Genomic DNA, 23,070 nt, shown 5'->3' on the forward strand with positions numbered 1-23,070 from the left:
CCCAAAAGAAGTGCAGCTTGTTCTTCATCATTTCCCATCTCTTGCATTAAAGGAATTAGCTCACGTGCCACAAATGGAAATGTTACAAATATAGTTGCAAGTACAATTCCAGGAACTGCAAAAATTATTTGAATATCGTTTTCTATTAAATAGTGTCCAAACCAACCTTGTGCTCCAAAAAGTAAAATATATACAAATCCAGAAATAACAGGACTTACAGCAAAAGGTAAATCAATTAAAGTTATTAAAAAACTTTTACCAAAAAAAGAGTATTTTGCTATTGCCCAAGATGCACATATCCCAAAAATAACATTTAGTGGTACTGCAATGGCTGCTGTGATAAATGTAAGTTTGATTGCACTTAATACATACTCATCATTAAAACTTAAAAAATATGCTTCATAACCTTTTCTAAATGCTTCTGCAAATATTGTAATCAAAGGAACTACAAGCATAATAAGCAAAAAAGCTACTGCTATAAAAATTAATGAATATTTCACTAATCTTGACTCTGTTTGTGAACTTTGTGAATTACTTATAGTTTTCATATTGCCTCCATTCCTTTTCTTCTTGAACTCCATCTTTGTAAAATATTAATTAAAAGTAACATTACAAAAGAGATTAAAAGCATAACAACTGCAATTGCTGTTGCTCCTGCAAAATCGTACTGTTCAAGCTTTGTAATAATCAAAAGTGTACTAATCTCTGTTTTAAACGGCATATTTCCAGCTATAAAAACAACTGAACCATACTCACCTAAAGCTCTTGCAAAAGATAGAGCAAATCCAGTTAATACAGCTGGAAAAATTGTAGGAAGTATCACTTTATAAAAAGTTTGCCATCTACTTGCTCCCAAACTTGCACTTGCTTCTTCTTGCTCAATTTGAATCTCCTCAAGAGCTGGTTGAACTGTTCTTACAACAAAAGGAAGCCCAATAAATATTAAAGCAATTGTAATTCCAATTGGTGTAAATACTATTTTAATTCCAAGTGGTTCTAAGTATTGCCCAAACCAACCAGAACTTGAATATAGTGTTGTAAGTGCAATACCTGAAACAGCTGTTGGAAGAGCAAAAGGTAAATCAACAATTGCATCAAAGACTCTTTTTCCAAAAAACTCATATCGAACCAAACACCAAGCAACAATTACTCCAAAAAATGTATTAATAAGTGCAGCTATTAGTGAAGTAACAAAAGTTAGTTTATAACTAGCAACTACTCTTGCATCTGTTGAGGCATTTATAAAAGCATCAAATCCCATACTAAAAGCTTCAGTAAAAAGTGCAATTAGTGGGATTATTACAATAATACTTAAATAAAATACCGTATATCCCATAGTCAAACCAAAACCAGGAATTGGTGAATTTGGTCTTTTTAATATTCCAAAATTTAATCTCATATAAACCCTTTTTATATAACATACACTAGATTAGTGAATGTTAAAATTGGACAAAAAAATAGATGATTAAATTAATCATCTATAAAATTGGTGAATTATAACTATTTCTTTTTTATTTGTCAAGAAAAAGGAAAAAGCTTGTTTATCCTTTTTACTTTTTTTTAATTAAATCCCTATATCTCTACTTTTTACACTATCTTTTCCATAAAACTCTTTACTATTTGTATCATCTACAATTACTTTTGCAATACTATCTGTTAGCTTTGCAATCTCATTTGTTTGTGATGCAATTTGTGCATTTTGTTGAGTTTGTCTATCAAGATTATTTACAACATCATTAATTTGTTCAATTCCCAATAGTTGTTCTTTTGAAGAGTTTTGAATATCTGTAATCAAATTCATAGTGTGAGAAATATTTGAATTTAACTCTTTATATCCTTCAATCATACTATTTGCAATCTCTTTACCTTCATTTGCTTTTTTTGTAGCAAGTTCAACAATATCTTTAATCTCACGTGCCGCTTCAGCACTTCTACTTGCTAGATTTCTCACCTCTTGAGCTACAACTGCAAACCCTTTTCCAGCCTCACCTGCAGTTGCAGCTTCAACAGCAGCATTTAGTGAAAGAATATTTGTTTGAAATGCAATATTATCAATTACACTTATAGCTTCATTTACTAAATTTACTTGAGTATTTATCTCATCCATTGCAACTGTTGTTTGATTTGCATATTTCTCACCAACAACTACTGATTTTGTAACATCATTTGATAATAGTGCCATTTTTGTAATATTTTCACTATTACTTCTAACAGTTGATGTAATCTCTTCAATAGCAGCTGCTGTCTCTTCTAAAGAAGCTGCTGCACTATTTGAAGAACTATTCAATTTATTTACATTTTCAAGTAAAACATTTGAACTCTCACCAAGAGTTAATCCATTTTTCTTATTCTCGATTAACATAGTTGTAATAGACTCACCCAAAGTATTAACACCATTTGCAAGTTTTAATAAATGTTCTTTTAAATCTTTTGTTGGAATTTTACTCAAATAGTTATATTTTGAATATTGTTCCAAAATATCAAGTACATTTTCAATATTATTCTCTAAATTATTTGCCATTTGATTTAAAACATTTTTTAGTTGTAATAGTGCTGGATTTGATACTTCTATATTTATTCTTTGACATAAATCTCCATGTTCAAACTCACCTAAAACAGAAATTGTTTCACTTATCAATCTTCTATCTTCTTCAATTCCTAACCTAGTTTTTTCAATATTATCACTTAAAATTTTTGACATTCTTCCAAACTCATCTTTTGTATTTACATGTACAAAATCAATACTTTCTTTTTCCCTATTTAAATAAGCGAAAAATTCATCTAAATCTTTATTTATTATTAAAAGTGGTTCATTTACTGTTTTTTTGATAATAATATAACTTATTGCAAGTAAAGTAAATAATAGTGCTATTCCACCAAATATCGAGTATTGTCTTAATGTGTAATTCAATGCAAGTAGATCATCAATATCAGAGCTAGTTACAATAACCATATTCCACTCTTCAAAAGTTATAAAAGCAGATAATTTATCTATTACCTCTTTACCATCATTAAATTCATAAGCTATTACACCTTGCTTCTTAACCAACATCTCTCTTAAAGCCTCTTCTACATTTTTATCAAGTTCATTTAACTTTTTATTTTTTAAAGTTGGATGAATTGTTAAAGTTTCTGTTTTAGAGTCAATTGCATATAAATAACCTTTATCTCCAAACTTAATTCTCTCTAGTTTAGATTCTAAAATTTTATATAACTTGTCAAAATTATATGCTACAAATAAAATTCCAATTACCTCATTATCTTTAATAACTGGCTCATAAACTGTCATATATTTTTTTCCAAAAAGCTCAGCAATTCCTAAATATCTCTCTTTATTTGATATTTTTGAAAAAGCTTGGCTATCTTTTGCTAAAAATGTTCCAATTGCTCTTGAACCATCTTCTTTATACAAAGATGTTGCAATCCTAAAAAAACCATCATCTTGCTTTACAAATATTGTAGCAACAGCTCCTGTTGTTTGAGTAAACTTATCTATAATAGAGTTGTTATTATTTAAAATAACTCCATTTGAAGTTAAAGGTGATGTTTTAATACCATTTACATCTATTTTATTTGAATAGTCAATTTCAACATTGTTTAATTGAGAAGAAAGAACATTTGAAACTGAAAGTGCAGACTCTTTTATTGATTCATTCAGAACTTCAAAAGTAGCTTTTATATCTAAAACTCTATCTTGAAATGTAGTTTTAACATCTTTTGTTATAAAGTTTTTTACAACAATACTAATAGTTATCACAGCAAATACTAAAATTATTGTTACAGCTAAAGCTTGAAAAAATGAGACTTTCTTTATTACTGAATTCATAATACCCCACTAAATTATAATTTGAAGGACTATAGTAACAAAAAAAAATTAATTGGAAGATAGATATAAATATTTTTTATAATAAATATCTATAAATATTATAATTTGTTACTATTTTACATAATTATTTATATAAAATAAATTATTAAGTTTATTATAATTTTAACTCTTTAATATTTTTCGGAGCATCAAACAGATATCCTTGAAAATAATCAATTTCCAACTCTTTGCAAGTATCGTAAATATCTTTTGAAGATACAAACTCCGCAACAGTTTTCATACCAACCTTTTTTGCAAAAAATACAATTGATTCTACAACAGCTCTTGCACTAAGAGATCTGTTAATATCTTTTATAATAGAACCATCAAGTTTTACATAATCAGCTTGAAATTTAACCAAATATGAGAAATTTGAGTAACCTGTTCCAAAATCATCAATTGCAATTTTTACACCAAGACTTTTTACAATTTTTATAAAAGATACAACCTCTTCAATATTATCAATTCCTTCACTCTCGGTAATTTCAATAGTCAAAAAATCACCAATATCAAATTCACAAATTTTTTGAATAATAAAATCAACAATATCTTTTTCTAAAATATCAATAATTGATAAATTTATACTAAATCCAACATTTTTATTTTGAAAAAATTCAAAAGATTTTTGAATAACTTTTTTAGTAATCTCTGTATAAAGATTTATTTTTTTAGATCTATCTATAAAAAAATAAGGAGAAATTATCTCTCCTTTTGAGTCTTTCATTCGAACTAATATCTCATATTTTTTCTCAAATTGATTACTTATTGATTGTGCAAAAATCTCAAATTTATCTCTTTTTATTGCTTCAATAATTTCACTTTTCCAATATAAATCATCTTTTATAGAGTCTTGACTTAAGTTTAATACATCATCTTCTTCATTATCGTAAATCACTATATTTTGCTTTAAAACTCTTGTTTGTTTTAGTGCAAATTCAGCACAAAACAAAAGCTTTGAATAATTTATAGCAACTCCAGCTCTTAATGGAATATATACTTTATTTCCATCAATTTCAATTGCAGAGTATCCAAAGTACCAAATTGTTGCTTTTATTGTTTGAATAAATTTCTCTTTTAAAATATCACTATTTGCTGCAACAACAAAAATATCTGCACCCAAATAGTAAATTTGACTATTTTCAAATCTATCTTGAAGTCTTAAAGATATAATTTTTAATATTTTTTCTCCAAAATCATAACCATAAAAATGATTTATATTTCCAAAACCACTTATATCAAAAATAACTAGTTTATCAAAAATATTTTTTTCAAGATGACTCAAAAACTCTTTTCTATTTGGCAATAAATTACTATTTGTACTTTGCATATTTAATCCTATAAATCATTTAACCAAGATGTAACTCCACCTTTCAAACTATAAAGTTCTGCATTAAAACCAAGATTTTTAAGCTTTAAAATAGCCTCTTTACTCAACATTCCTATTTTACAAACTACTATAACTTTTTTTAAAGAGTCTATTTGATTAATATCATCTTCTAAGCTTTCAAAAGGTATATTTATAGAATCTTTTATGTTATTTAAATCAAAATCAATTTTAGGTCTCACATCAACTATTTGAATACTATCTTTTTTTGCTAATAAACTTTTAAACTCTTCAAGAGTTATCTCATCTACTTTTATATCTGTTTTCTCTTTTAATCCACAAAACTCTTCATAATCAATTAACTCTTTAATTGTTGCATTTTTACTACAAATTGGACAATTTTCATTTTTATTAAATTTCATATCACGAAACTGCATCTTTAAAGAGTCAAAACTTAAAAGTCTATTTTTTAAAGGTTCGCCAATTTTTAGAATTATTTTTATAAGCTCATTTGTTTGAATTGTTCCAATAATTCCAGGTAAAACTCCTAAAACTCCAGCTTCTGAACAACTAGGAACAAGACCAGCTTTTGGTGGATTTGGAAATAGACATCTATAACAAGCTCCACCATCATAATTAAAAACACTAACCTGCCCTTCAAATCTAAAAATAGAACCATAAACAAAAGGTTTTTTTAACATTACACAAGCATCGTTGATTAGATATCTTGTTGGAAAATTATCTGTTCCATCTATTACAATATCAAAATCTTTTATAATATTTAAAGCATTACTGCTAGTTAGTCTCTCATTAAAAGTAACTATTTTTGAGTTTGGATTTAATGCCTCTAATTTCTCTTTAGCAGATTGTACTTTACTCTTTTTTATATCATTTGTTGTGTGAATAATTTGTCTATGCAAATTAGACTCTTCAACTACATCAAAATCAATAAGCCCAATTGTTCCTACACCAGCTGCTGCTAAATATAGTAAAATTGGACTTCCTAAAGCTCCAGTTCCAACTGCTAAAACCTTTGAATTTTTAAGTTTTAATTGACCTTCAAGTCCAACTTGTGGAAGGATTAAATGTCTGCTATATCTACTTATCTCTTGTTCTGATAGTTTTTGCTCTTTTGTCACACTAAATCCTTCTTAAAATTCAGTTGTAAGAATATCACAAGAGATATTAGATTATCTTTTATTATCTATATATTAAATCAAATGTTCCGCCATCATCAAAATGAAGTTTTTGTGCATTTGACCAACTTTGAAAAACATCATCTATTTTAATAAGCTCTAATTTTGGAAATATTTTTAGATACTCTTCACTTACTAACTCTGGCTTACTTGGTCTATAATAATTTTTAGCAGCCAACTCCTGAGCTTTTTGTGAATATAAATATTGTAAATACTCTGTTGAAACTGTATAGTTTAATCTTCTTTTTGCATTTGAATCTATAACTGTAACAGGTGGTTGGGCTAATATTGATATTGTTGGTACAACTATCTCAAACTCATCTCGTCCAAGTTCGTTTATTGCTAAAAATGCCTCATTTTCCCAAGCTAATAATACATCTCCTATTTTTCTTTGAACAAATGTATTTGTTGAACCTCTTGCTCCTGAATCTAAAACGGGTACATTTTTGAATAATCTTTTTACAAAATCTTTTGCGCCTTTCTCAGCATCTTTATATTTTTGTGATTCAAAATCTATATATTCTAAATTTCCTAACTCTTTTTTAAGTCCATAAGCATAAGCTGCAAGATAGTTCCATCTTGCTCCTCCTGAAGTTTTAGGATTTGGAGTAATTACATCAACACCATCTTTTACTAAATCATCCCAATCTTTTATACCTTTTGGATTTCCTTTTCTAACTAAAAAAACAATAGTTGAAGTGTATGGAGATGAGTTATTTTCTAACTTTTTTTGCCAATCATTTGGTATTAAATATGCTTTTTGGCTAATTGCATCTATATCATAAGCAAGAGCTAATGTAACAACATCTGCTTTTAATCCGTCAATTACAGCTCTTGCTTGTTTACCAGAACCTCCATGAGATTGTTTAACAACTACCTCTTGACCTGTTTTATTTTTCCAATAAGTAGCAAACTCTTTATTGTACTCTTCATAAAACTCTCTTGTTGGATCATAAGACACATTTAATATCTCAACTCTTTTTTTTGCTTTTTCAGCATCTTTATCATATTCGAACTCTTTTGCAAAACCTGTTGTTGAAACTAATATTGCTGCTAAAACTATACTTTTAATATTTTTTGTTATTTTTATCATTTTATTCCCTTATAAAAATAAAACACACTAAATGTGTGAAATTTAAAGATTTAAAAAAATCCCACCTTTACTTAATCTTTATATACTTTTTATACATGTCGCACATCATTTTTTATTCCTTGAATTAGATTGTAGGTTTTATCTATCACCTACTAAATTGGTGAAATTATATATTCAAAATAAAAAAATGTCAAGATATTTTTTATTTTTTTTAAAATATTTTTGAGAAAGCCTATTTTTAGGGAACTAAGAATGCTAAAAGCTAAAGCTTTTAGCATATATTTATTTTATTTCAATAGATTTTTTAGTAATATCATCTTTTAATTTTGGAATCACAACCTCTAAAACACCATTATCGCTTTTTGCTTCAATATTTTCAACATCAGCATTTTCTGGCAGTGTAAAACTTCTTGAGAATTTTCCAAAATATGTCTCAACTTTGTAATAATCTTCTTTTTTTATCTCATCTTTAGTTTTTCTTTCACCACTAATTGTAAGAATATTTTTGTTTATATCAACTTTTATATCCTCTTTTTTAACTCCAGGCAGATCAACATCTACATGATATGCAAACTCACCCTCTCTTGTATTTACAACAGGAACAAAGGCGTTTACTCCTTCATTTTTTGATACGGTATAAAAATCTTTCTCTAAATCTCTTAATTGTTTAAATGGGTCAAATTTTGTTAAAAACATCTTAATCTCCTTTATTTTTTATAAGCTTGATATATTTCGTATCAAACTGATAAAATTTTAGCAAATTTTTTAGCACTTGTCAATAGTGAGTGCTAAATAATTTTTAAAGAGTATTTTCTTTTAAATTTAACATTAGCACTTTTATGGTTAGTTTGCTATATTCCCAATCCTCCGACAAACTCTTCCTTTAAAATATCATCTTTTGTAACAGGAGTTTGACCAAGGCATGAAGAAATTGTTGTTCTATCCAAAATTTGTGCTGTGAGATTTCTTATATTTAAAAATACTCTTCTAAAATAACATTTTCCTTCTTGACTACAAGGTTCATAATTTGATACAGAAACGCAAGAGATCATAGAGATCATCCCTTCAAAATGACGAATAATTTCACCAAGTGTTATTTCACTTGAGTTTTTAGCTAAAACATATCCACCATAACGCCCTGGAATACTCTTTACCCATCCAGCTTTATTCATCTCAAGCATAATATTTTCTAAAAATCTTCTTGGAACATCTGTATATTCTGATAACTCTCTAATTGAGATTAAATTATCTGCCTCTGCTATCGCAAAAAGCGCTCTTAGCGCATAATCTGTTTTTTTTGATACTTTCATTTATCACCTACCTAATAGATAAATTATATTTGATTTTTATTTTTGTGTCAATATAAAAAAAGGGAAAGAGGTAAATCCTCTCTCCCCTCTATTTAAATAAATTAAATTTATTTTATTATGAATTCTTTTCTTTTTTTGCTGTTCGTTTTCTCGATATTGAAACTAAAGTTTCAAATCTCGTGCTCACAGATTAGCTTTTTATGAGTTCTTTTCTTTTTTTGCTGTTCGTTTTCTAACTGTTGGATCAAGCTCTCTTTTTCTAATTCTAATAGAAATAGGAGTAACTTCAACAGCTTCGTCCTCTTCAATCCACTCTAAAGCGTTTTCTAAAGACATAGTTTTTGGTGGAACTAATCTAATAGCTTCATCAGCACCACTTGATCTTACATTTGATTGTTGCTTCCCTTTAATAGGATTAACATCTAAATCATTATCTTTAGCATGTTGTCCAACAACCATACCAATATAAACTTTATCTTGAGGTTTTATAAACATAACACCTCTATCTTGTAAGTTAAAGATTGAGTATGCAAGTGCCTCTCCATTTTCCATAGATACAAGCGCTCCATATTTTCTGCTCTCAACCGATCCACTGTGTGGTCTAAACTCTAAGAATGAGTGATTCATAACACCCTCTCCTCTAGTTTCTGTTAAAAACTCTGTTCTAATACCAATTAATCCACGTGCTGGAATTTCAAACTCTAATCTTGTAAATCCGACTCCCATTGGAACCATATTTGTCATTACAGCTTTTCTTTTCCCAAGTTTTTCAATAATTGCTCCACTAAATTCATCTGGAGTATCAATTACTAAATGTTCAAATGGCTCCATTTTGATACCATTCTCTTCTTTTATAATAACTTCTGGTCTTCCAATACAGAACTCAAAACCTTCTCTTCTCATATTTTCAGCCAAAATAGTAATTTGAAGTTCACCTCTTCCGTTTACCTTAAATTTACCCTCACCAATTTGCTCATAACTCATAGCAATATTAGTATTCATCTCAGCTTTTAATCTCTCATCTATTTTATTTGAAGTTACATATTTACCTTCAGTTCCAGCAAGAGGAGAGTCATTTACAGAGAATGTTACGCTTAAAGTTGGTTGCTCAATATGCATAGGATCAAGTGGCATTGGATTTGTTGGATCACAAAGCGAATCTCCAACATCAATAGTTTCAAATCCAGCAACAGCAACAATATCACCAGCACCTGCTGTTTTGATATCTATTCTATCTAAACCTTTAAATCCAATAAGTTTAGTTACTCTTCCTTTGATTTTTTCACCATCAGCTTTAATTAAAAGTACAGTTTCACCTTGAGAGATAGTTCCATTAAAAATTCTAGCGATTCCTATTTTTCCAATAAAATTATCATAATCAAGAGTAAATACTTGAAGTTGAAGACCATTTTCATCGCTTCCTTTTGGTTTTGGAACCTCTTTTAAAATAGTTTCATATAGTGGTTTAAAGTCCATATTGTCATCTGTTGGATTATATCTTGCAAATCCACTTCTAGCAGCTGCATAAATTACGGGGAAATCTAATTGCTCCTCTGTCGCATCCATTTGTGCAAATAGGTCAAAAACCTCATCAACAACTCTATCAGGTTCAGCTGCTGGTTTATCAATTTTATTTACAACAACTATTGGTCTGTGTCCTAAAGATAATGCTTTTTTAACAACAAACTTTGTTTGTGGCATAACACCCTCTTGTGCATCAACAAGAAGTAAAACAGAATCAACCATTTTTAAAACCCTCTCAACTTCTCCACCAAAATCGGCGTGTCCTGGAGTATCTATAATGTTAATTCTTACACCCTCATAATCAATTGCTGTGTTTTTTGAAAGAATTGTAATACCTCTTTCCTTTTCAATTGCATTACTATCCATAACTCTTTCATCTACGCTTTGGTGCGCTGAAAATGTACCACTTTGTTTTAACAACTCATCAACTGTTGTTGTTTTTCCGTGGTCAACGTGAGCAATAACTGCTATATTTCTAATGTCTCTCATTTTTCTTCTTTATATAAAATTTCGTGCGGATTTTATCCAAAAAAAACTTAAAAGCTTATTATAGCTTAAAATATGGTTAAATAAAAGATAAATAATAGTAAAATATTTTTTACTTTTTTATATTAAATTAATTTTATTTTGTTAATATTCGCAAATTATAGGTTTGCGGTGCAAACAGACAACTTGAAACTCTTTTTTTACTTACTCAAGAATGTCAATCAAATATATTTTTTATTGTCAAAGGACTTTTATGGAGTTTTTACTAAATTTTAGAAAAACCCTTTCAAGATTTTGGTCACCAATTCCAGCAGTTATTGCACTTGGAGTATTGAGTGCTTACTATTTTGGAATAACAGGAACTTACTGGGCTGTTACAGGTGAATTTACTAGATGGGGTGGTCACTTTTTACAACTATTTGGAGTTGATGTTTCAACTTGGGGATATTATAAGCTTATGAGTATTGAAGGAAATATCTTTACAAGAGTTGATGGTGTTATGATTATTGGTATGTTTGCTGGATGTATAGCAGCTGCTTTTTAGGGAAACAATGTAAAGTTTAGATTACCTCTAAACAATATTAGAATTTATCAAGCACTAATTGGTGGAATAATTGCTGGATTTGGAGCAAGACTTGGAATGGGTTGTAATTTAGCTAGTTTTTTTACAGGAATTCCACAATTTTCATTTCACGCTTGGGTATTTACAGCATTTATGATGGTTGGTGTATATTTTGGTGTAAAAGTTGCTCTTAGCCCTTTTTTTCAATCAAAAATAAAGATGCAAAAAGTATCTTGTGCAAAACCACTTGAACACAATGAAGAGAAAGTTAAAAAATTCTTTACTCTTGGAACATTTGCATTTATTGCAATTATGCTTTGGGCTTTATATTTAATTTTTGTTGCAAATAGCTCTAAACTTGGAATGGCAATGCTTTTTGGTGCTGCTTTTGGTCTTATTATTGCAAAAGCACAAATATGTTTTACATCTGCATTTAGAGATATTTTTACAACTGGAAGAAGTGAGTTGGCAATTGCAATTATTATTGGTATGGCTGTTGCAACTTTGGGTGTATTTACATATTTAAATATGGGAGCTGCTCCAAAGATTTTCTGGACAGGACCAAATGTTGTTATTGGTGGATTACTATTTGGATTTGGAATTGTAATTGCAGGTGGTTGTGAGTGTGGTTGGATGTACAGAGCTGTTGAAGGACAAGTTCATTTTTGGATTGTTGGAGTTGGAAATATTATTGGTGCAACTTTACTTGCATTTGTTTGGGATGATATATCTGAACCTTTAGCAACTTCTTGGCCAAAAATAAATCTACTTGAAAGTTTTGGACAATATGGTGGACTTGTAGCAAACTATGGATTACTATTCCTGTTTTTTATAGTAATTTTAATTTTAGAAAAAAAATATTTAAGAAAATCAAGAAATAGATAAGGAAAAACTTATGGAAAACAAAGAGATAGTTCCAGATTATAGAATAGATATGCAAGGTGAACCTTGTCCATATCCAGCGATAAATACTCTTGAAGCCATGAAAGAGTTAAATGATGGCGAAATTTTAGAGATAATTAGTGATTGTCCACAAAGTATAAATAATATTCCAGTTGATGCAAAAAATCATGGATATAAAGTTTTATTAATAGATAGCGATGGACCAACTATTAGATATATTCTTCAAAAATAAAAGTAGCATTTTGCTACTTTTTAAAGCATAAGATATTTTTTAGTATAATTGCCTTCAATTTTTTACAAAAGGGATGAGATGATAAATTTAATAAACAAAAAAGAGAATATTTTTGATGATGATATCGCTTTTGTAGAGAATTGGGATTTTAGCACTGCTAATTTAAATGAAAAAAATAGAATTCAAGCTATAACTCAAGTTGCAAGTATTTGTTACCAAAATCCAAAAGCACTTGGAAATGAGAGTCTGTACAATAGACTTATGGCAGAGAGTATGGGATTACCAAGTTCTAGTTTTGAGTTTGTTCCAGTGCTACTTGATTATGAAAATCCAAAACACCAAGAGATTCTAAAATTGGAGTATTCAAACTCTAAAAAATTTGGGGAACAACTTGATGATAAATATCTTCTTACAAACTATAGAGCACTTGTTTACGATTATGAAAACCTGCAAGAGGAGTTTAGTTTTGATATTAGAACTATTTTTAATACTCAAGAAGAGTGCAAAATTATAAAAGATTACTTCAAAGTATTTTTATATAAAGTTGATTTACCTACAAGAAGTCAAATGGTAAGACATAGAATTTCTTGGCAAGAATTAAGTAGAAGATATGTAAGTGGTAAAAGAGTTCCTTTTGAGTTTTATATTAGTGAAAAACTAAAACATAATCCAAAAGTTAAAGCTCTTGTAAAACAGAGTGAAGAGTTATATTTTGAACTATTAGATGCTGGAGTTAAACCTCAAGAAGCAAGACGGGTAATTCCTCAAATGGCTTATACTCAAATTTGGGGTGCATTTATGCCAAAACAGCTTGATAACTACTTTAAGTTAAGACTTGATGAGACTGCTCAATGGGAGATTAGACAAACTGCTATTGCTATGCAAGAGCTTATAAAATGAGCGCTTTAGAGATTGCTGATATTATAGGTATTATCTCTTTTGCTTTAAGTGGTTTTTTAATAGCAGTTCACTGTAAACTTGATATTTTAGGGGTTTTTATATCTGCATTTTTAACTGCCTTTGGTGGTGGAATGACAAGAGATGTTTTAGCAGATAGAACTCCTTATGTTTTTACTTCAAACCTTCCTCTTAGTTTAGTAATTTCAACAGTTTTAATAGCAATGCTTTTTAAACTTCATAAAATTACAAATTTAGAAGGGAAATGGGCATTTGTAATCTCTGATGCGATAGGGCTTTCATCATTTGCAATAACAGGTGCAATAATTGCAATTGAAAGTGGTTTTAACTTCTTAAGTGCTGTAATGCTTGCATTTATAACAGCAGTTGGTGGTGGAACTATTAGAGATGTTTTAATAAATAGAATGCCTTTTATTTTAGTATCTGAGTTTTATGCAACAGTTGCACTCATTATTGGAAGTGTTGTTTATATTTTAGAAATTTTTGAACTTAGAAACCTATTTTCACTTATTATTGTCTTCATATTTGGAGTTGCTTTAAGAGTTCTTGCATACTATAAAAAGTGGCATTTACCAACTTTATCAAAAGAAAATTAATTTTCTATTTACTTTTTACAGCTAGAATCTCGAAAAATTTTTAAAGGAAAAAATATGTTTAAAAAAATAGTTCTAGCTACACTTTTAGCTTTAGGATTAAATGCAGCTTCACTAAATATTGATAGCTCAATTGTTGATATAAAAATCAAAGATCAATTTGATAAAGTTCACACTTTAAATGAAAGTGTAAAAACTATTCTTTTTGCAAGTGATAAAGGTACAAGTGATATGTTAAGAGATTATCTTTTACCTCTAAGTGAAAAAGAGAATGTTTTAGAAAAAAATGGTGCTGTTTATGTTGCTGATATTTCAGGAATGCCAAGTTTAATCTCTAAATTTATAGCTTTACCAAAAATGAAAAAATACCCATTTTCAATTCTATTATTAGATGATTCAAATAAAGAAAACTTTGTAAAAGAGGATGGGAAAATTATTGTTTATAGTTTAGAAAATGGAAAAGTTGTAAAAATAGATAAAATCTCTACAAAAGAAGAGTTAGCAAATATTATAAAATAAATATTAGAGGAGTTTTATCTCTCCTCTAAAACCCTCTTAAATGCTTCTACAATAGCAATTTTTTCTAGCTCTTTTATTCTATTTTCCAAAGTTTGCGCCGTTTCATTTTCATCTAATAAAAGCTCTTTTATTAAAATTTTTTCACCCTCATCATAATTCTCATTTACATAATGAATTGTAACACCTGATTTTTTCTCACCATTTTTTACAACAGCTTCATGAACAAAATGTCCATACATTCCAGCTCCTCCGTAAATTGATGGTAAAATTGCTGGATGTGTGTTTATAATTTTGTTTTCAAATGTTTTAAGCATATTATCTTCAATTTTTTTCATGAAACCTGATAAAAATATATAATCACACTCATACTCTTTTAAAATATTAGTTATTTTTAAATCCAAATTCTCATCTGGAAAAAGTTTTGAATTTATAATAAAACTATCAATTTCATACTTTTTTGCCTTTTCTAAAACTCCTGCACTACTATTATTTGTAATTATTACAACAACTTTTGCATCTAAAATTTTATCTTCAATCGCTTTTTGAATTGTCTCAAAACCACTTCCATTATAAGATGCCAAAATTCCTATTTTTTTCATAAATTTCTATCCTTTTATTCTTTGAGAGTGTGTTAATGCAATTGCAATTGCATCTGTTATATCAAGAGGTTTTATCTCTTTTTTTATTCCTAAAAGTCGCTTAACCATAAAAGATACTTGCTCTTTTGTAGCTTTTCCATTTCCCGTAACTGCTTGTTTTACTTGAAGCGGAGTATATTCAGAAAAATTTCCAAAATTTTGAAGTATTTTTAGACTAATTGCTCCTCTAAATTGAGCAAGTTTAATAACAGTTTTTGGATTAAAAGCATAAAACATATCTTCAATAGATACTTCATCAATTTTATGATTTTTAAATATCAAATCAATCCCTTCTGTCATCTCTACAATTTGCTCTTGCAAAACTGTAGTTTTTATTTTAATAAGTCCTGCTTCTATTAATTTTAAATCTCTTCCAATTTTTTCAATAACTGCATATCCACAATTTTTAGTACCTGGATCTATTCCTAAAATTTTCAATATTCACTCTTTTCACAATAATCTATTCACATTAAAAAAAAGTGATTATATCGTAAAAAATTGAAAGATTTAAAAAACTATTCACATCTTTATTCACAAAATATTCTATAAATTCTATATTATAATCGATAATAAAGCTTATTTATAAAAAAATAAGATATAATAAGTGTTTAATTAAATCAATAAATTAGGCGTAAATGACACAAAAAGAGTTTATTTTAAATATCCAAAGAGAGACAGAATCTATTGACTTTGAGAGATATTTTAGACAACTTAACTTAAAAAAACTATCAAAAGATGAAAATATCGCTATTTTTGAAGTAGCTAATAGATATATTGCATCTTGGATAAAAAATAAATATGAAAATATATTAAAAGAGTTTTTTGAAAAATATAGCAATTTCAAACCAGATATTGATATTAGAGTTACTGGTGAAAAAAAACTAAAAAAACAAAATGAACTAGAAATTAAAAATCAAACTCCTGAAAGTACAATTTTAAATCCATCTTATACTTTTGACTCTTTTGTTGTAGGGCCTTCAAATCAAATGGCATACAATGCTGCACTTGCTGTTTCAAATAAACCAGGAATTCAATATAACCCACTTTTTATATATGGTGGAACTGGACTTGGAAAAACTCATATTCTTCAAGCTATTGGAAATAAAGCTTTAGAAGATGATAAAACTGTAATTTATGTAACAATTGAACAATTTATGAATGACTTTACATTTTCACTAAAAAATAAAAATATGGAACACTTTCGTGCAAAATATAGAAATTGTGATTTACTTTTGATAGATGATGTTCAATTTTTAAGTGAAAAAGAGCTTACTCAAGAGGAGTTCTTTCATACATTTAATGAGCTTCATAATGCAAAAAAACAGATAGTCATGACAAGTGATAAACTCCCTTCTCAAATTGCTGGACTTGCTGAAAGACTTAAATCAAGATTTGAATGGGGACTTACAACAGATATTCAAATTCCAAAATTAGAGACTAAAATTGCAATTATTGAAAAAAAATCAGAGTTAAATGGAATAAATTTAAGCAGAGATATAATCTCATTTATAGCAACAACTCTTGATAGCTCAATTAGAGAGATAGAGGGTGTTTTAATTAGAATAAATGCAAATGCTTCGCTACTTAATTTAGAGATAAATCTTGCTATGGTTCAAAATCTATTAAAAGATCAAATTAGAGAGAATAAAGAGAATATTAAACTTCCAGATATTATAAATGTAGTTGCAAGTGAGTTAAATATTAAACCAAGTGATATTAAATCTAAAAAAAGAACAGCAACTGTTGCAAATGCAAGAAGAGTTGTAATTTATCTAGCACGAGAGTTAACTCACAACTCAATGCCAGATATTGCAAAGTTCTTAGATATGAAAGATCATAGCTCAATTTCTCATAATATGAAAAAGACTCAAGAGCTTATGCAAAGTGATGAAAATTTTAAACTTGTAATTCAAAATTTAAAGAATAAATTAATAAATAAGGAGTAGAAGAAGTAGCTTAATGTGTGAAAAGATGTGAATATGTTTTTAGTTTTATTCACTATCTCAAAGTGTTATTTATTGGCTCTTTGAACTATATTTTCATCTTTTCACATAGACTACTACTAATACTAAAAAAATAGAAAAATAGGAGAACAAATGAAGTTGGTAATAAACAAACAAGTTTTAGAAAATGTTGTTAGCTCAATGCAACCTTTTTTAGAGAAAAAAGATTCAAGTGCAATTACTTCACATATCTATCTTGAAATTTCAAATAATAGATTAATTGCAAAAGCAACAGATTATGAAATTGGATTTGAAACTTTTGTAGAAAATATATCAAACTTTGAAGATGGAAAAACAACTGTAAATGGAGTTAATTTATTAAGTTTTATTAAAAGATTAAAAAATGAAGATATAACTTTAGAGACTACTTTTAATAATCTTGTAATTAAACAAAATAAATCAGTTTTTAAACTTCCTACTTATGATGCAAATGAATTTCCAACAATAAACAGATATGAAAATCTAAAAGAGTTATCAATATCTATGTTAAATTTTATTAACTCTATTAAAAAAATTTCTCCAGCAATAGATACAAATAATCCAAAATTTGAGTTAAATGGTGCATTAATTGATATTAAAAGTCAAAAAATAAACTTCTGTGCAACTGATACTAGAAGACTTGCTTTAACTCATTTAGAAAATATATCAAATAGTGAAGCTCAATTAATCATTCCAAAAAAAGCTATATTTGAAATTCAAAAACTGTTTTTAGATGATGCAAAAATATCTTACGATAATACAAATTTAGTAATTTCAAATGAAAATAGTATCTTCTTTACAAAACTTATAAATGGAAAATATCCAGATTATGAAAGAATTATTCCAAATAATTTAAAATATAATCTTTATATTCCTAAAAATAGTGTGGTAGAATCAATAAAACTTGTAACTTCATTATCTTCAAATGTAAAAATATCTTTTACTCAAAATGCTATTTTATTTGAATCACTTGATGAAGATAGTGTAGCAAATACACAAATTGATCTTGATTTAAATGTTGAAAAAGATTTTTATGTTGCAGTAAATGCTAAATATATTTTAGATTTTTTTAGTATGTCAAATAGTGAAAAGATAAAAATAGGATTTAATGAATCAAATCTACCATTTTATTTAGAAGATGGTAAGTTTATAACAATTGTAATGCCAATTGTATTAGAAAAATAAAAGTAAGGATTTATAAAAATGTCACAACAAGAGTACGGTGCTAGTAATATTAAAGTTTTAAAAGGTCTTGAAGCTGTTAGAAAAAGACCAGGGATGTATATTGGTGATACAAATATAAATGGTCTTCATCATTTAATTTATGAAGTAGTTGATAACTCAATTGATGAGGCAATGGCTGGACATTGTAAAAATATAAAAGTTACTTTAACAAAAGATGGTTATGCAAGAATAGAAGATGATGGAAGAGGAATTCCAACTGCAATTCACCCAACAGAAGGTGTTAGTGCTGCAACAATCGCTTTAACAGTTCTTCATGCTGGTGGAAAATTTGATAAAGATACATATAAAGTTTCAGGTGGACTTCACGGAGTTGGGGTTTCAGTTGTAAATGCTTTATCAAAACATTTAAAAATGACAGTTTATAGAGAGGGAAAAATTCACTTTCAAGAGTTTAGTGAAGGTATTCCAAAAGCTGCATTAGATGTAATTGGAGATAGTCCAAGAAAAACTGGAACAACAATAGAGTTTTTGGTAGATGATACTATATTTGAAGTTACTCAATATGAGTTTGCAATTTTAGCTAAAAGATTTAGAGAGGTTGCATATTTAAATCCATTTATTACAATTACTTTAGAAGATGAGAATATAAATAAAAAAGAGGTTTACCATTTTGAAGGTGGTATAAAACAGTTTGTTGAAGATTTAAATAAAGATACAGCTGTTTCTGAAGTTGTTCATTTTAATGATAGAGTTGATGGAGTTGAAGTTGATATTGCTTTAATGTATAACGATACTTATATTGAAAAAACTCTATCTTTTGTAAATAATATTAGAACAATAGATGGTGGAACTCATGAAGCTGGTTTTAAAGCAGGACTTACAAGAAGTATCTCTAAATATTTAAGTGAAAATGCAGCTGCTAGAGAAAAAGATGTAAAAATTACAGGTGATGATGTAAGAGAGGGTTTAATTGCTGTTGTTTCAGTTAAAGTTCCTGAACCTCAATTTGAAGGTCAAACTAAAGGAAAATTAGGAAGCTCTTATGTAAGACCTATTGCACAAAAACTTACAAGTGATAGTTTAGATAAATATTTTGAAGAGAATCCTACTCATGCAAAAGCTATTATGGAAAAATCTTTAATGGCTGCACGTGGAAGAGAAGCTGCTAAAAAAGCTAGAGATTTAACTAGAAAAAAAGACTCTATGAGTGTAGGAACACTTCCTGGAAAACTTGCAGATTGTCAAAGTAAAGATCCAACAATTAAAGAGTTGTATTTAGTTGAGGGTGATAGTGCTGGAGGAAGTGCTAAACAAGGAAGAGATAGAGTTTATCAAGCAATTTTACCTTTAAAAGGAAAAATTTTAAATGTTGAAAAATCTAGACTTGATAAAATTTTAAAATCTGATGAGATTAGAAATATTATAACTGCACTTGGTTGTGGAATTGGTGATGATTTTGATGATGAAAAAATTAGATATCACAAAATTATAATTATGACAGATGCCGATGTTGATGGTAGCCATATTCAAACACTTCTTTTAACATTCTTCTTTAGATTTTTAAGACCAGTTGTTGAAAAAGGTTATTTATATATTGCTCAACCACCACTTTATAGATATAAAAAAGGTAAAAATGAGATTTATTTAAAAGATAATAATGCACTATCTTCTTATTTAATTGAAAATGGATTAGAGAGTTTTGAATTTGAAGGAATGGGATATAATGATCTTTTAGATCTATTTAAACAAGTATCAAGATATAGAGCTATGCTTGAGCAGTTAGGAAAAAGATACTCACTTTTAGAGGTATTAAAACATCTAATTGAAAATAGCGATTTAGTAAATTTAGATTTTAGCTCTTTATATGAAAAAGTTAAAGAGTTTATTGAAGCAAAAGGTCATAATATCTTATCAAAAACTGTTACAGATGAAAAAATTCAACTTTTTGTTCAAACAAAAGAGGGACTTGAAGAGTTAATTATTGATGATGAACTTTTTGCATCGCCATATTTTAGTCAAGCTACTTTTATTTTTAATAAATTAAAAGAGAGAGATTTAACACTATTCGAAGGTAAAGATTTAGTAAATCTACTTGAAGATATAGAAAATCTTGCCAAAAAAGGTGCATATATTCAAAGATATAAAGGTCTTGGAGAGATGAATCCTGAACAACTTTGGGAGACAACTATGACTCCTGAAAATAGAAGACTTTTAAGAGTTAAAATAGAGGATGCTGAAGCTGCTAGTGATACATTTACTCTATTTATGGGTGATGAAGTTGAACCTAGAAGAAACTATATAGAATCTCACGCAAAAGATGTAGAACATCTTGATGTTTAAGCTAAAGGTTTAAACCTTTAGCTATATTTTGTGCAATTAAAAATCCATGATTTAAACTACTACAAATTGATCCTTCATTTATTGAAGTTATATCTCCAGCTAAATATAAGTTTTTACAACAACACTCAAAATTTTCATCAAAAACTGGTTTTAAATTATCACTAAACTTTACACCACAAATTTTTAGAAAATCAGTAGGAGCTGTTCCACCTATTGCATAAATTACTCTATTGAAATTTTCACTCTTAGCATTTGAGAAGTTTACTTTTACAAGTCCATTATCATCTTCTAAAGAGTTTATATCACAATTTAATTTTATAGTTAATTTTTTATTAGCTTCAAACTCTTTTAACATATTTTCATTTATAGAGTTTAATCTTGTAAAACTCTCTTTTCTATATGCTAAAGTTACAATATTATCATCCAAAGCTAGAGAATATGCATACTCAGCAGCACTATTTCCACCACCAACAACTAATATTTTCTCATTTTTTGAACAGCTATCAAGATTAAAATTTACATTTTTTTGAATCTCTGAAGCTATTTTATAGTTAGGTTTATTTGGTTTTCCCATTTTTCCAATAGCAACTACAACATTTTTTGCTTTTAAAATATTTGATTTTAAATGAACTTCAAAAATATCATCTGAGTTTTTAATAATCTTCTCTACTTCACTGTTATATAAAGGATTTATATTATGTTTTTTTAATAGATTTTGAAAATAATCCAAAATCTCCTCTTTTAAACCACCATCAAAATCTATACTCCCCAAAAGCTCAATTATTTGGTTTCTCCAATTTTTATCAACTCTTTTTCCATCTTTGTAAAAAGTTCTAATAGTATTAAAAAAGTTATCACTTTTTTCAACAACAGCAATATTATCTATATTTTTTATCTTTAATTCAACAGCACAACTAATTCCTGAAACACCAGCTCCAACAATAACTGTATCAAATATTTTTGAACTCATATTTAGCCTTTTAAAATATATTTAAATTCTATCCTTATTTTTAGAAATTAGCTTTATAAGAGATATTTGGATAGAATATTTTTTAAAAATTTAATAAAAAAGGTTACTAATGGAAATAAAATATGGTGAAAAAGAGATTTTAGAGTTTGATATAAATAATCCTGAAAACTTTTGGCCAAATCAACATGATAAAAACTATATAATTGATATTGAGTTACCAGAATTTATGGCAAAATGTCCAAGAAGTGGTTACCCTGATTTTGCAACTATTAAGATTAAATATACACCAAATAAAAGAGTTATTGAGCTTAAAGCACTTAAAATTTATATAAACTCATTTATGAATAGATATATCTCTCATGAAAACTCTGCAAATGAGATTTTTGATACACTTTTTTCAAAACTAGAACCAAAATGGCTTAAAGTAGTTGCAGATTTTAAACCAAGAGGAAATGTGCACACAGTTATTGAAATAGATAGCTCAAAACTATAAGAGAAAAACACCTTGAAAAGATTAGTTAGCACTGCAGAAGCTTCAAAGATTTTGGGTATCTCTATTCAAGGTGTTCACTATAGAATTAAAAAAAATCAACTTGAACATACAAAAAAAGATGGAAAAATTTTAGTTTATATTGATGATATAGATCAAAAATATTCTGAAAAATTGGACGATAATCTACTTTTAAAATTAAAAGATGAACAGATTTTAATACTCAAAAAATCACTAAAATATTTAAAAAAAATGCATCAAAAAGAGATAAAAAGATTAGAAAATAGTCATAAAATGGCAATTGATGTTTTTAATAGTGAGATAAAACTTCTTCAAAGTGCTTTTAATGAGATGAGAACAGTTTATAAAAATCAAATTGAGTATAATCAAAATGAACAAAAACAAAATCATAGTGAATTTATAACATTAAAAGAGTTTTTTGTAATATTAAAAAAATCATCAAAAAGTGATGAACAGATAAAAGATATAATAATAAATTCTATAAAAAATGGTGATAAAAGATTTATTTACAACAAATCTACAAAGAAAATTTTGATTTATAAAGATGATTTTAAAGATTTAATATAAAGATGTACAAAGTACTCCTTTCCAGATACCCAAACACAACACTAAAAAAGGTGCCTTGCTATGTTCCCATCCTGGGGCGTTGTCTTTAGAAGTGCTTGAAAGGGTCTAAAAAGGAGCATTCAAAACACTTATGTGTTCTCAATGCTACTTTTAAAGATTGAGATTTTATCTAATGTAACTTTAATATATAATAAAAGAGAAAAATGACATATTTAATACTTTTTATTTCAGCTTTTGCATCTGCAACTTTGCTTCCACTTGGAAGTGAAGCTTTGCTTATTTACAATATTAAAGAGGGTTTTAATATCTATGCTCTTTTATTAATTGCAACTTTTGGAAATGTTTTAGGCTC

Annotated in this window: 21 protein-coding genes and 1 pseudogene; 10 read left to right on the plus strand and 12 right to left on the minus strand. The window is 27.9% G+C overall.

Annotated features, from left to right (window positions below; all coding sequences use genetic code 11):
• The 9 genes from WC168_RS05235 to typA all read right to left on the minus strand — a co-directional run.
• A partial coding sequence (locus tag WC168_RS05235) for a sulfate ABC transporter permease (RefSeq protein ID WP_372617938.1) occupies positions 1 to 548 on the minus strand: 548 nt, incomplete at its 3' end.
• Entirely contained in the window at positions 545 to 1,399 is an 855-nt protein-coding gene (gene cysT / locus WC168_RS05240) for a sulfate ABC transporter permease subunit CysT (protein ID WP_372617940.1), read from the minus strand. The genes cysT and WC168_RS05235, both read right to left, overlap by 4 nt.
• Before the next feature lie 165 nt (positions 1,400 to 1,564).
• Positions 1,565 to 3,826 carry a methyl-accepting chemotaxis protein gene (locus tag WC168_RS05245; protein WP_372617942.1) on the minus strand — a complete coding sequence of 754 codons (2,262 nt, stop codon included), beginning with the start codon at positions 3,824 to 3,826 and terminating at the stop codon, positions 1,565 to 1,567.
• A 154-nt stretch (positions 3,827 to 3,980) separates the two neighbouring features.
• Positions 3,981 to 5,192, minus strand: a complete 1,212-nt coding sequence (locus WC168_RS05250; protein ID WP_372617944.1) for an EAL domain-containing protein — start codon at positions 5,190 to 5,192, stop codon at positions 3,981 to 3,983.
• 8 nt (positions 5,193 to 5,200) lie between these two features.
• Positions 5,201 to 6,328, minus strand: coding sequence for a molybdopterin-synthase adenylyltransferase MoeB (gene moeB, locus WC168_RS05255; protein WP_372617946.1), 1,128 nt, complete (start codon positions 6,326 to 6,328; stop codon positions 5,201 to 5,203).
• A gap of 61 nt (positions 6,329 to 6,389) precedes the next feature.
• Positions 6,390 to 7,478, minus strand: a complete 1,089-nt coding sequence (locus tag WC168_RS05260; RefSeq protein WP_372617948.1) for a sulfate ABC transporter substrate-binding protein — start codon at positions 7,476 to 7,478, stop codon at positions 6,390 to 6,392.
• 282 nt (positions 7,479 to 7,760) lie between these two features.
• Positions 7,761 to 8,174, minus strand: a complete 414-nt coding sequence (locus WC168_RS05265; protein WP_066160565.1) for an Hsp20/alpha crystallin family protein — start codon at positions 8,172 to 8,174, stop codon at positions 7,761 to 7,763.
• A gap of 155 nt (positions 8,175 to 8,329) precedes the next feature.
• Positions 8,330 to 8,788 (minus strand): Rrf2 family transcriptional regulator, encoded by a 459-nt coding sequence (locus WC168_RS05270; protein ID WP_066160568.1) that lies wholly within the window; start codon positions 8,786 to 8,788, stop codon positions 8,330 to 8,332.
• Positions 8,789 to 8,986: 198 nt separating this feature from the next.
• A complete protein-coding gene (gene typA / locus WC168_RS05275; RefSeq protein ID WP_372617950.1) occupies positions 8,987 to 10,801 on the minus strand; it encodes a translational GTPase TypA in 1,815 nt (604 codons plus the stop codon).
• 250 nt (positions 10,802 to 11,051) lie between these two features.
• On the opposite strand from typA, the pseudogene yedE reads away from it, so the two are divergent.
• From yedE to WC168_RS05300, 5 genes and pseudogenes are all read left to right on the plus strand, one after another.
• Positions 11,052 to 12,245: pseudogene (gene yedE, locus WC168_RS05280) on the plus strand (selenium metabolism membrane protein YedE/FdhT).
• A 10-nt stretch (positions 12,246 to 12,255) separates the two neighbouring features.
• A complete protein-coding gene (gene yedF, locus WC168_RS05285; RefSeq protein ID WP_066352205.1) occupies positions 12,256 to 12,495 on the plus strand; it encodes a sulfurtransferase-like selenium metabolism protein YedF in 240 nt (79 codons plus the stop codon).
• A gap of 78 nt (positions 12,496 to 12,573) precedes the next feature.
• A complete protein-coding gene (locus WC168_RS05290; protein ID WP_372617953.1) occupies positions 12,574 to 13,395 on the plus strand; it encodes an FAD-dependent thymidylate synthase in 822 nt (273 codons plus the stop codon).
• Positions 13,392 to 14,009, plus strand: a complete 618-nt coding sequence (locus WC168_RS05295) for a trimeric intracellular cation channel family protein (RefSeq protein WP_372617955.1) — start codon at positions 13,392 to 13,394, stop codon at positions 14,007 to 14,009. Before WC168_RS05290 ends, WC168_RS05295 begins: the two co-directional genes overlap by 4 nt.
• Before the next feature lie 54 nt (positions 14,010 to 14,063).
• A complete protein-coding gene (locus tag WC168_RS05300) occupies positions 14,064 to 14,525 on the plus strand; it encodes a hypothetical protein (RefSeq protein ID WP_372617957.1) in 462 nt (153 codons plus the stop codon).
• Between the two features lie 14 nt (positions 14,526 to 14,539).
• On the opposite strand, the gene WC168_RS05305 is transcribed toward WC168_RS05300, so the two are convergent.
• The gene (locus tag WC168_RS05305) at positions 14,540 to 15,124 is read right to left on the minus strand and encodes a phosphoribosylglycinamide formyltransferase (protein ID WP_372617959.1); all 585 of its coding nucleotides are present in this window, start codon (positions 15,122 to 15,124) and stop codon (positions 14,540 to 14,542) included.
• Positions 15,125 to 15,130: 6 nt separating this feature from the next.
• Positions 15,131 to 15,601 carry a crossover junction endodeoxyribonuclease RuvC gene (ruvC, locus tag WC168_RS05310; RefSeq protein WP_066160586.1) on the minus strand — a complete coding sequence of 157 codons (471 nt, stop codon included), beginning with the start codon at positions 15,599 to 15,601 and terminating at the stop codon, positions 15,131 to 15,133.
• 197 nt (positions 15,602 to 15,798) lie between these two features.
• Here ruvC and dnaA point away from each other — a divergent pair, with 197 nt between their 5' ends.
• The 3 genes from dnaA (at position 15,799) to gyrB (ending at position 20,670) form a co-directional block, all read left to right on the plus strand.
• The gene (dnaA, locus tag WC168_RS05315) at positions 15,799 to 17,109 is read left to right on the plus strand and encodes a chromosomal replication initiator protein DnaA (RefSeq protein ID WP_066352169.1); all 1,311 of its coding nucleotides are present in this window, start codon (positions 15,799 to 15,801) and stop codon (positions 17,107 to 17,109) included.
• A 150-nt stretch (positions 17,110 to 17,259) separates the two neighbouring features.
• Positions 17,260 to 18,330 carry a DNA polymerase III subunit beta gene (gene dnaN / locus WC168_RS05320; RefSeq protein ID WP_372617962.1) on the plus strand — a complete coding sequence of 357 codons (1,071 nt, stop codon included), beginning with the start codon at positions 17,260 to 17,262 and terminating at the stop codon, positions 18,328 to 18,330.
• An 18-nt stretch (positions 18,331 to 18,348) separates the two neighbouring features.
• On the plus strand, positions 18,349 to 20,670 hold the full coding sequence (gyrB, locus tag WC168_RS05325) for a DNA topoisomerase (ATP-hydrolyzing) subunit B (RefSeq protein WP_066160593.1): 2,322 nt from the start codon (positions 18,349 to 18,351) through the stop codon (positions 20,668 to 20,670).
• 1 nt (position 20,671) lies between these two features.
• Here the strand turns inward: gyrB and WC168_RS05330 are convergent, their stop codons facing one another.
• Positions 20,672 to 21,640: an NAD(P)-binding domain-containing protein gene (locus WC168_RS05330; RefSeq protein WP_372617964.1), complete on the minus strand. Its 969-nt coding sequence runs from the start codon at positions 21,638 to 21,640 to the stop codon at positions 20,672 to 20,674.
• Positions 21,641 to 21,755: 115 nt separating this feature from the next.
• Between WC168_RS05330 and queF the strand changes: the two genes are divergently transcribed.
• Both queF and WC168_RS05340 read left to right on the plus strand, forming a co-directional pair.
• The gene (queF, locus tag WC168_RS05335) at positions 21,756 to 22,133 is read left to right on the plus strand and encodes a preQ(1) synthase (RefSeq protein WP_372617966.1); all 378 of its coding nucleotides are present in this window, start codon (positions 21,756 to 21,758) and stop codon (positions 22,131 to 22,133) included.
• Between the two features lie 12 nt (positions 22,134 to 22,145).
• Positions 22,146 to 22,718 (plus strand): helix-turn-helix domain-containing protein, encoded by a 573-nt coding sequence (locus WC168_RS05340; RefSeq protein WP_319055345.1) that lies wholly within the window; start codon positions 22,146 to 22,148, stop codon positions 22,716 to 22,718.
• Positions 22,719 to 23,070: the final 352 nt, after the last annotated feature.

The organism is Aliarcobacter sp. (genome assembly GCF_041672065.1).
Lineage (GTDB): Bacteria > Campylobacterota > Campylobacteria > Campylobacterales > Arcobacteraceae > Aliarcobacter > Aliarcobacter skirrowii.

Excerpts from the sequence above, each read along its gene's own strand:
- cysT (WP_372617940.1), bottom strand. The coding sequence starts at position 1,399 with ATGAGATTAAATTTTGGAATATTAAAAAGACCAAATTCACCAATTCCT.
- WC168_RS05245 (WP_372617942.1), bottom strand. The coding sequence starts at position 3,826 with ATGAATTCAGTAATAAAGAAAGTCTCATTTTTTCAAGCTTTAGCTGTA.
- WC168_RS05250 (WP_372617944.1), bottom strand. The coding sequence starts at position 5,192 with ATGCAAAGTACAAATAGTAATTTATTGCCAAATAGAAAAGAGTTTTTG.
- WC168_RS05260 (WP_372617948.1), bottom strand. The coding sequence starts at position 7,478 with ATGATAAAAATAACAAAAAATATTAAAAGTATAGTTTTAGCAGCAATA.
- WC168_RS05265 (WP_066160565.1), bottom strand. The coding sequence starts at position 8,174 with ATGTTTTTAACAAAATTTGACCCATTTAAACAATTAAGAGATTTAGAG.
- WC168_RS05270 (WP_066160568.1), bottom strand. The coding sequence starts at position 8,788 with ATGAAAGTATCAAAAAAAACAGATTATGCGCTAAGAGCGCTTTTTGCG.
- typA (WP_372617950.1), bottom strand. The coding sequence starts at position 10,801 with ATGAGAGACATTAGAAATATAGCAGTTATTGCTCACGTTGACCACGGA.
- yedF (WP_066352205.1), top strand. The coding sequence starts at position 12,256 with ATGGAAAACAAAGAGATAGTTCCAGATTATAGAATAGATATGCAAGGT.
- WC168_RS05290 (WP_372617953.1), top strand. The coding sequence starts at position 12,574 with ATGATAAATTTAATAAACAAAAAAGAGAATATTTTTGATGATGATATC.
- WC168_RS05295 (WP_372617955.1), top strand. The coding sequence starts at position 13,392 with ATGAGCGCTTTAGAGATTGCTGATATTATAGGTATTATCTCTTTTGCT.
- WC168_RS05300 (WP_372617957.1), top strand. The coding sequence starts at position 14,064 with ATGTTTAAAAAAATAGTTCTAGCTACACTTTTAGCTTTAGGATTAAAT.
- WC168_RS05305 (WP_372617959.1), bottom strand. The coding sequence starts at position 15,124 with ATGAAAAAAATAGGAATTTTGGCATCTTATAATGGAAGTGGTTTTGAG.
- dnaA (WP_066352169.1), top strand. The coding sequence starts at position 15,799 with ATGACACAAAAAGAGTTTATTTTAAATATCCAAAGAGAGACAGAATCT.
- dnaN (WP_372617962.1), top strand. The coding sequence starts at position 17,260 with ATGAAGTTGGTAATAAACAAACAAGTTTTAGAAAATGTTGTTAGCTCA.
- gyrB (WP_066160593.1), top strand. The coding sequence starts at position 18,349 with ATGTCACAACAAGAGTACGGTGCTAGTAATATTAAAGTTTTAAAAGGT.
- WC168_RS05330 (WP_372617964.1), bottom strand. The coding sequence starts at position 21,640 with ATGAGTTCAAAAATATTTGATACAGTTATTGTTGGAGCTGGTGTTTCA.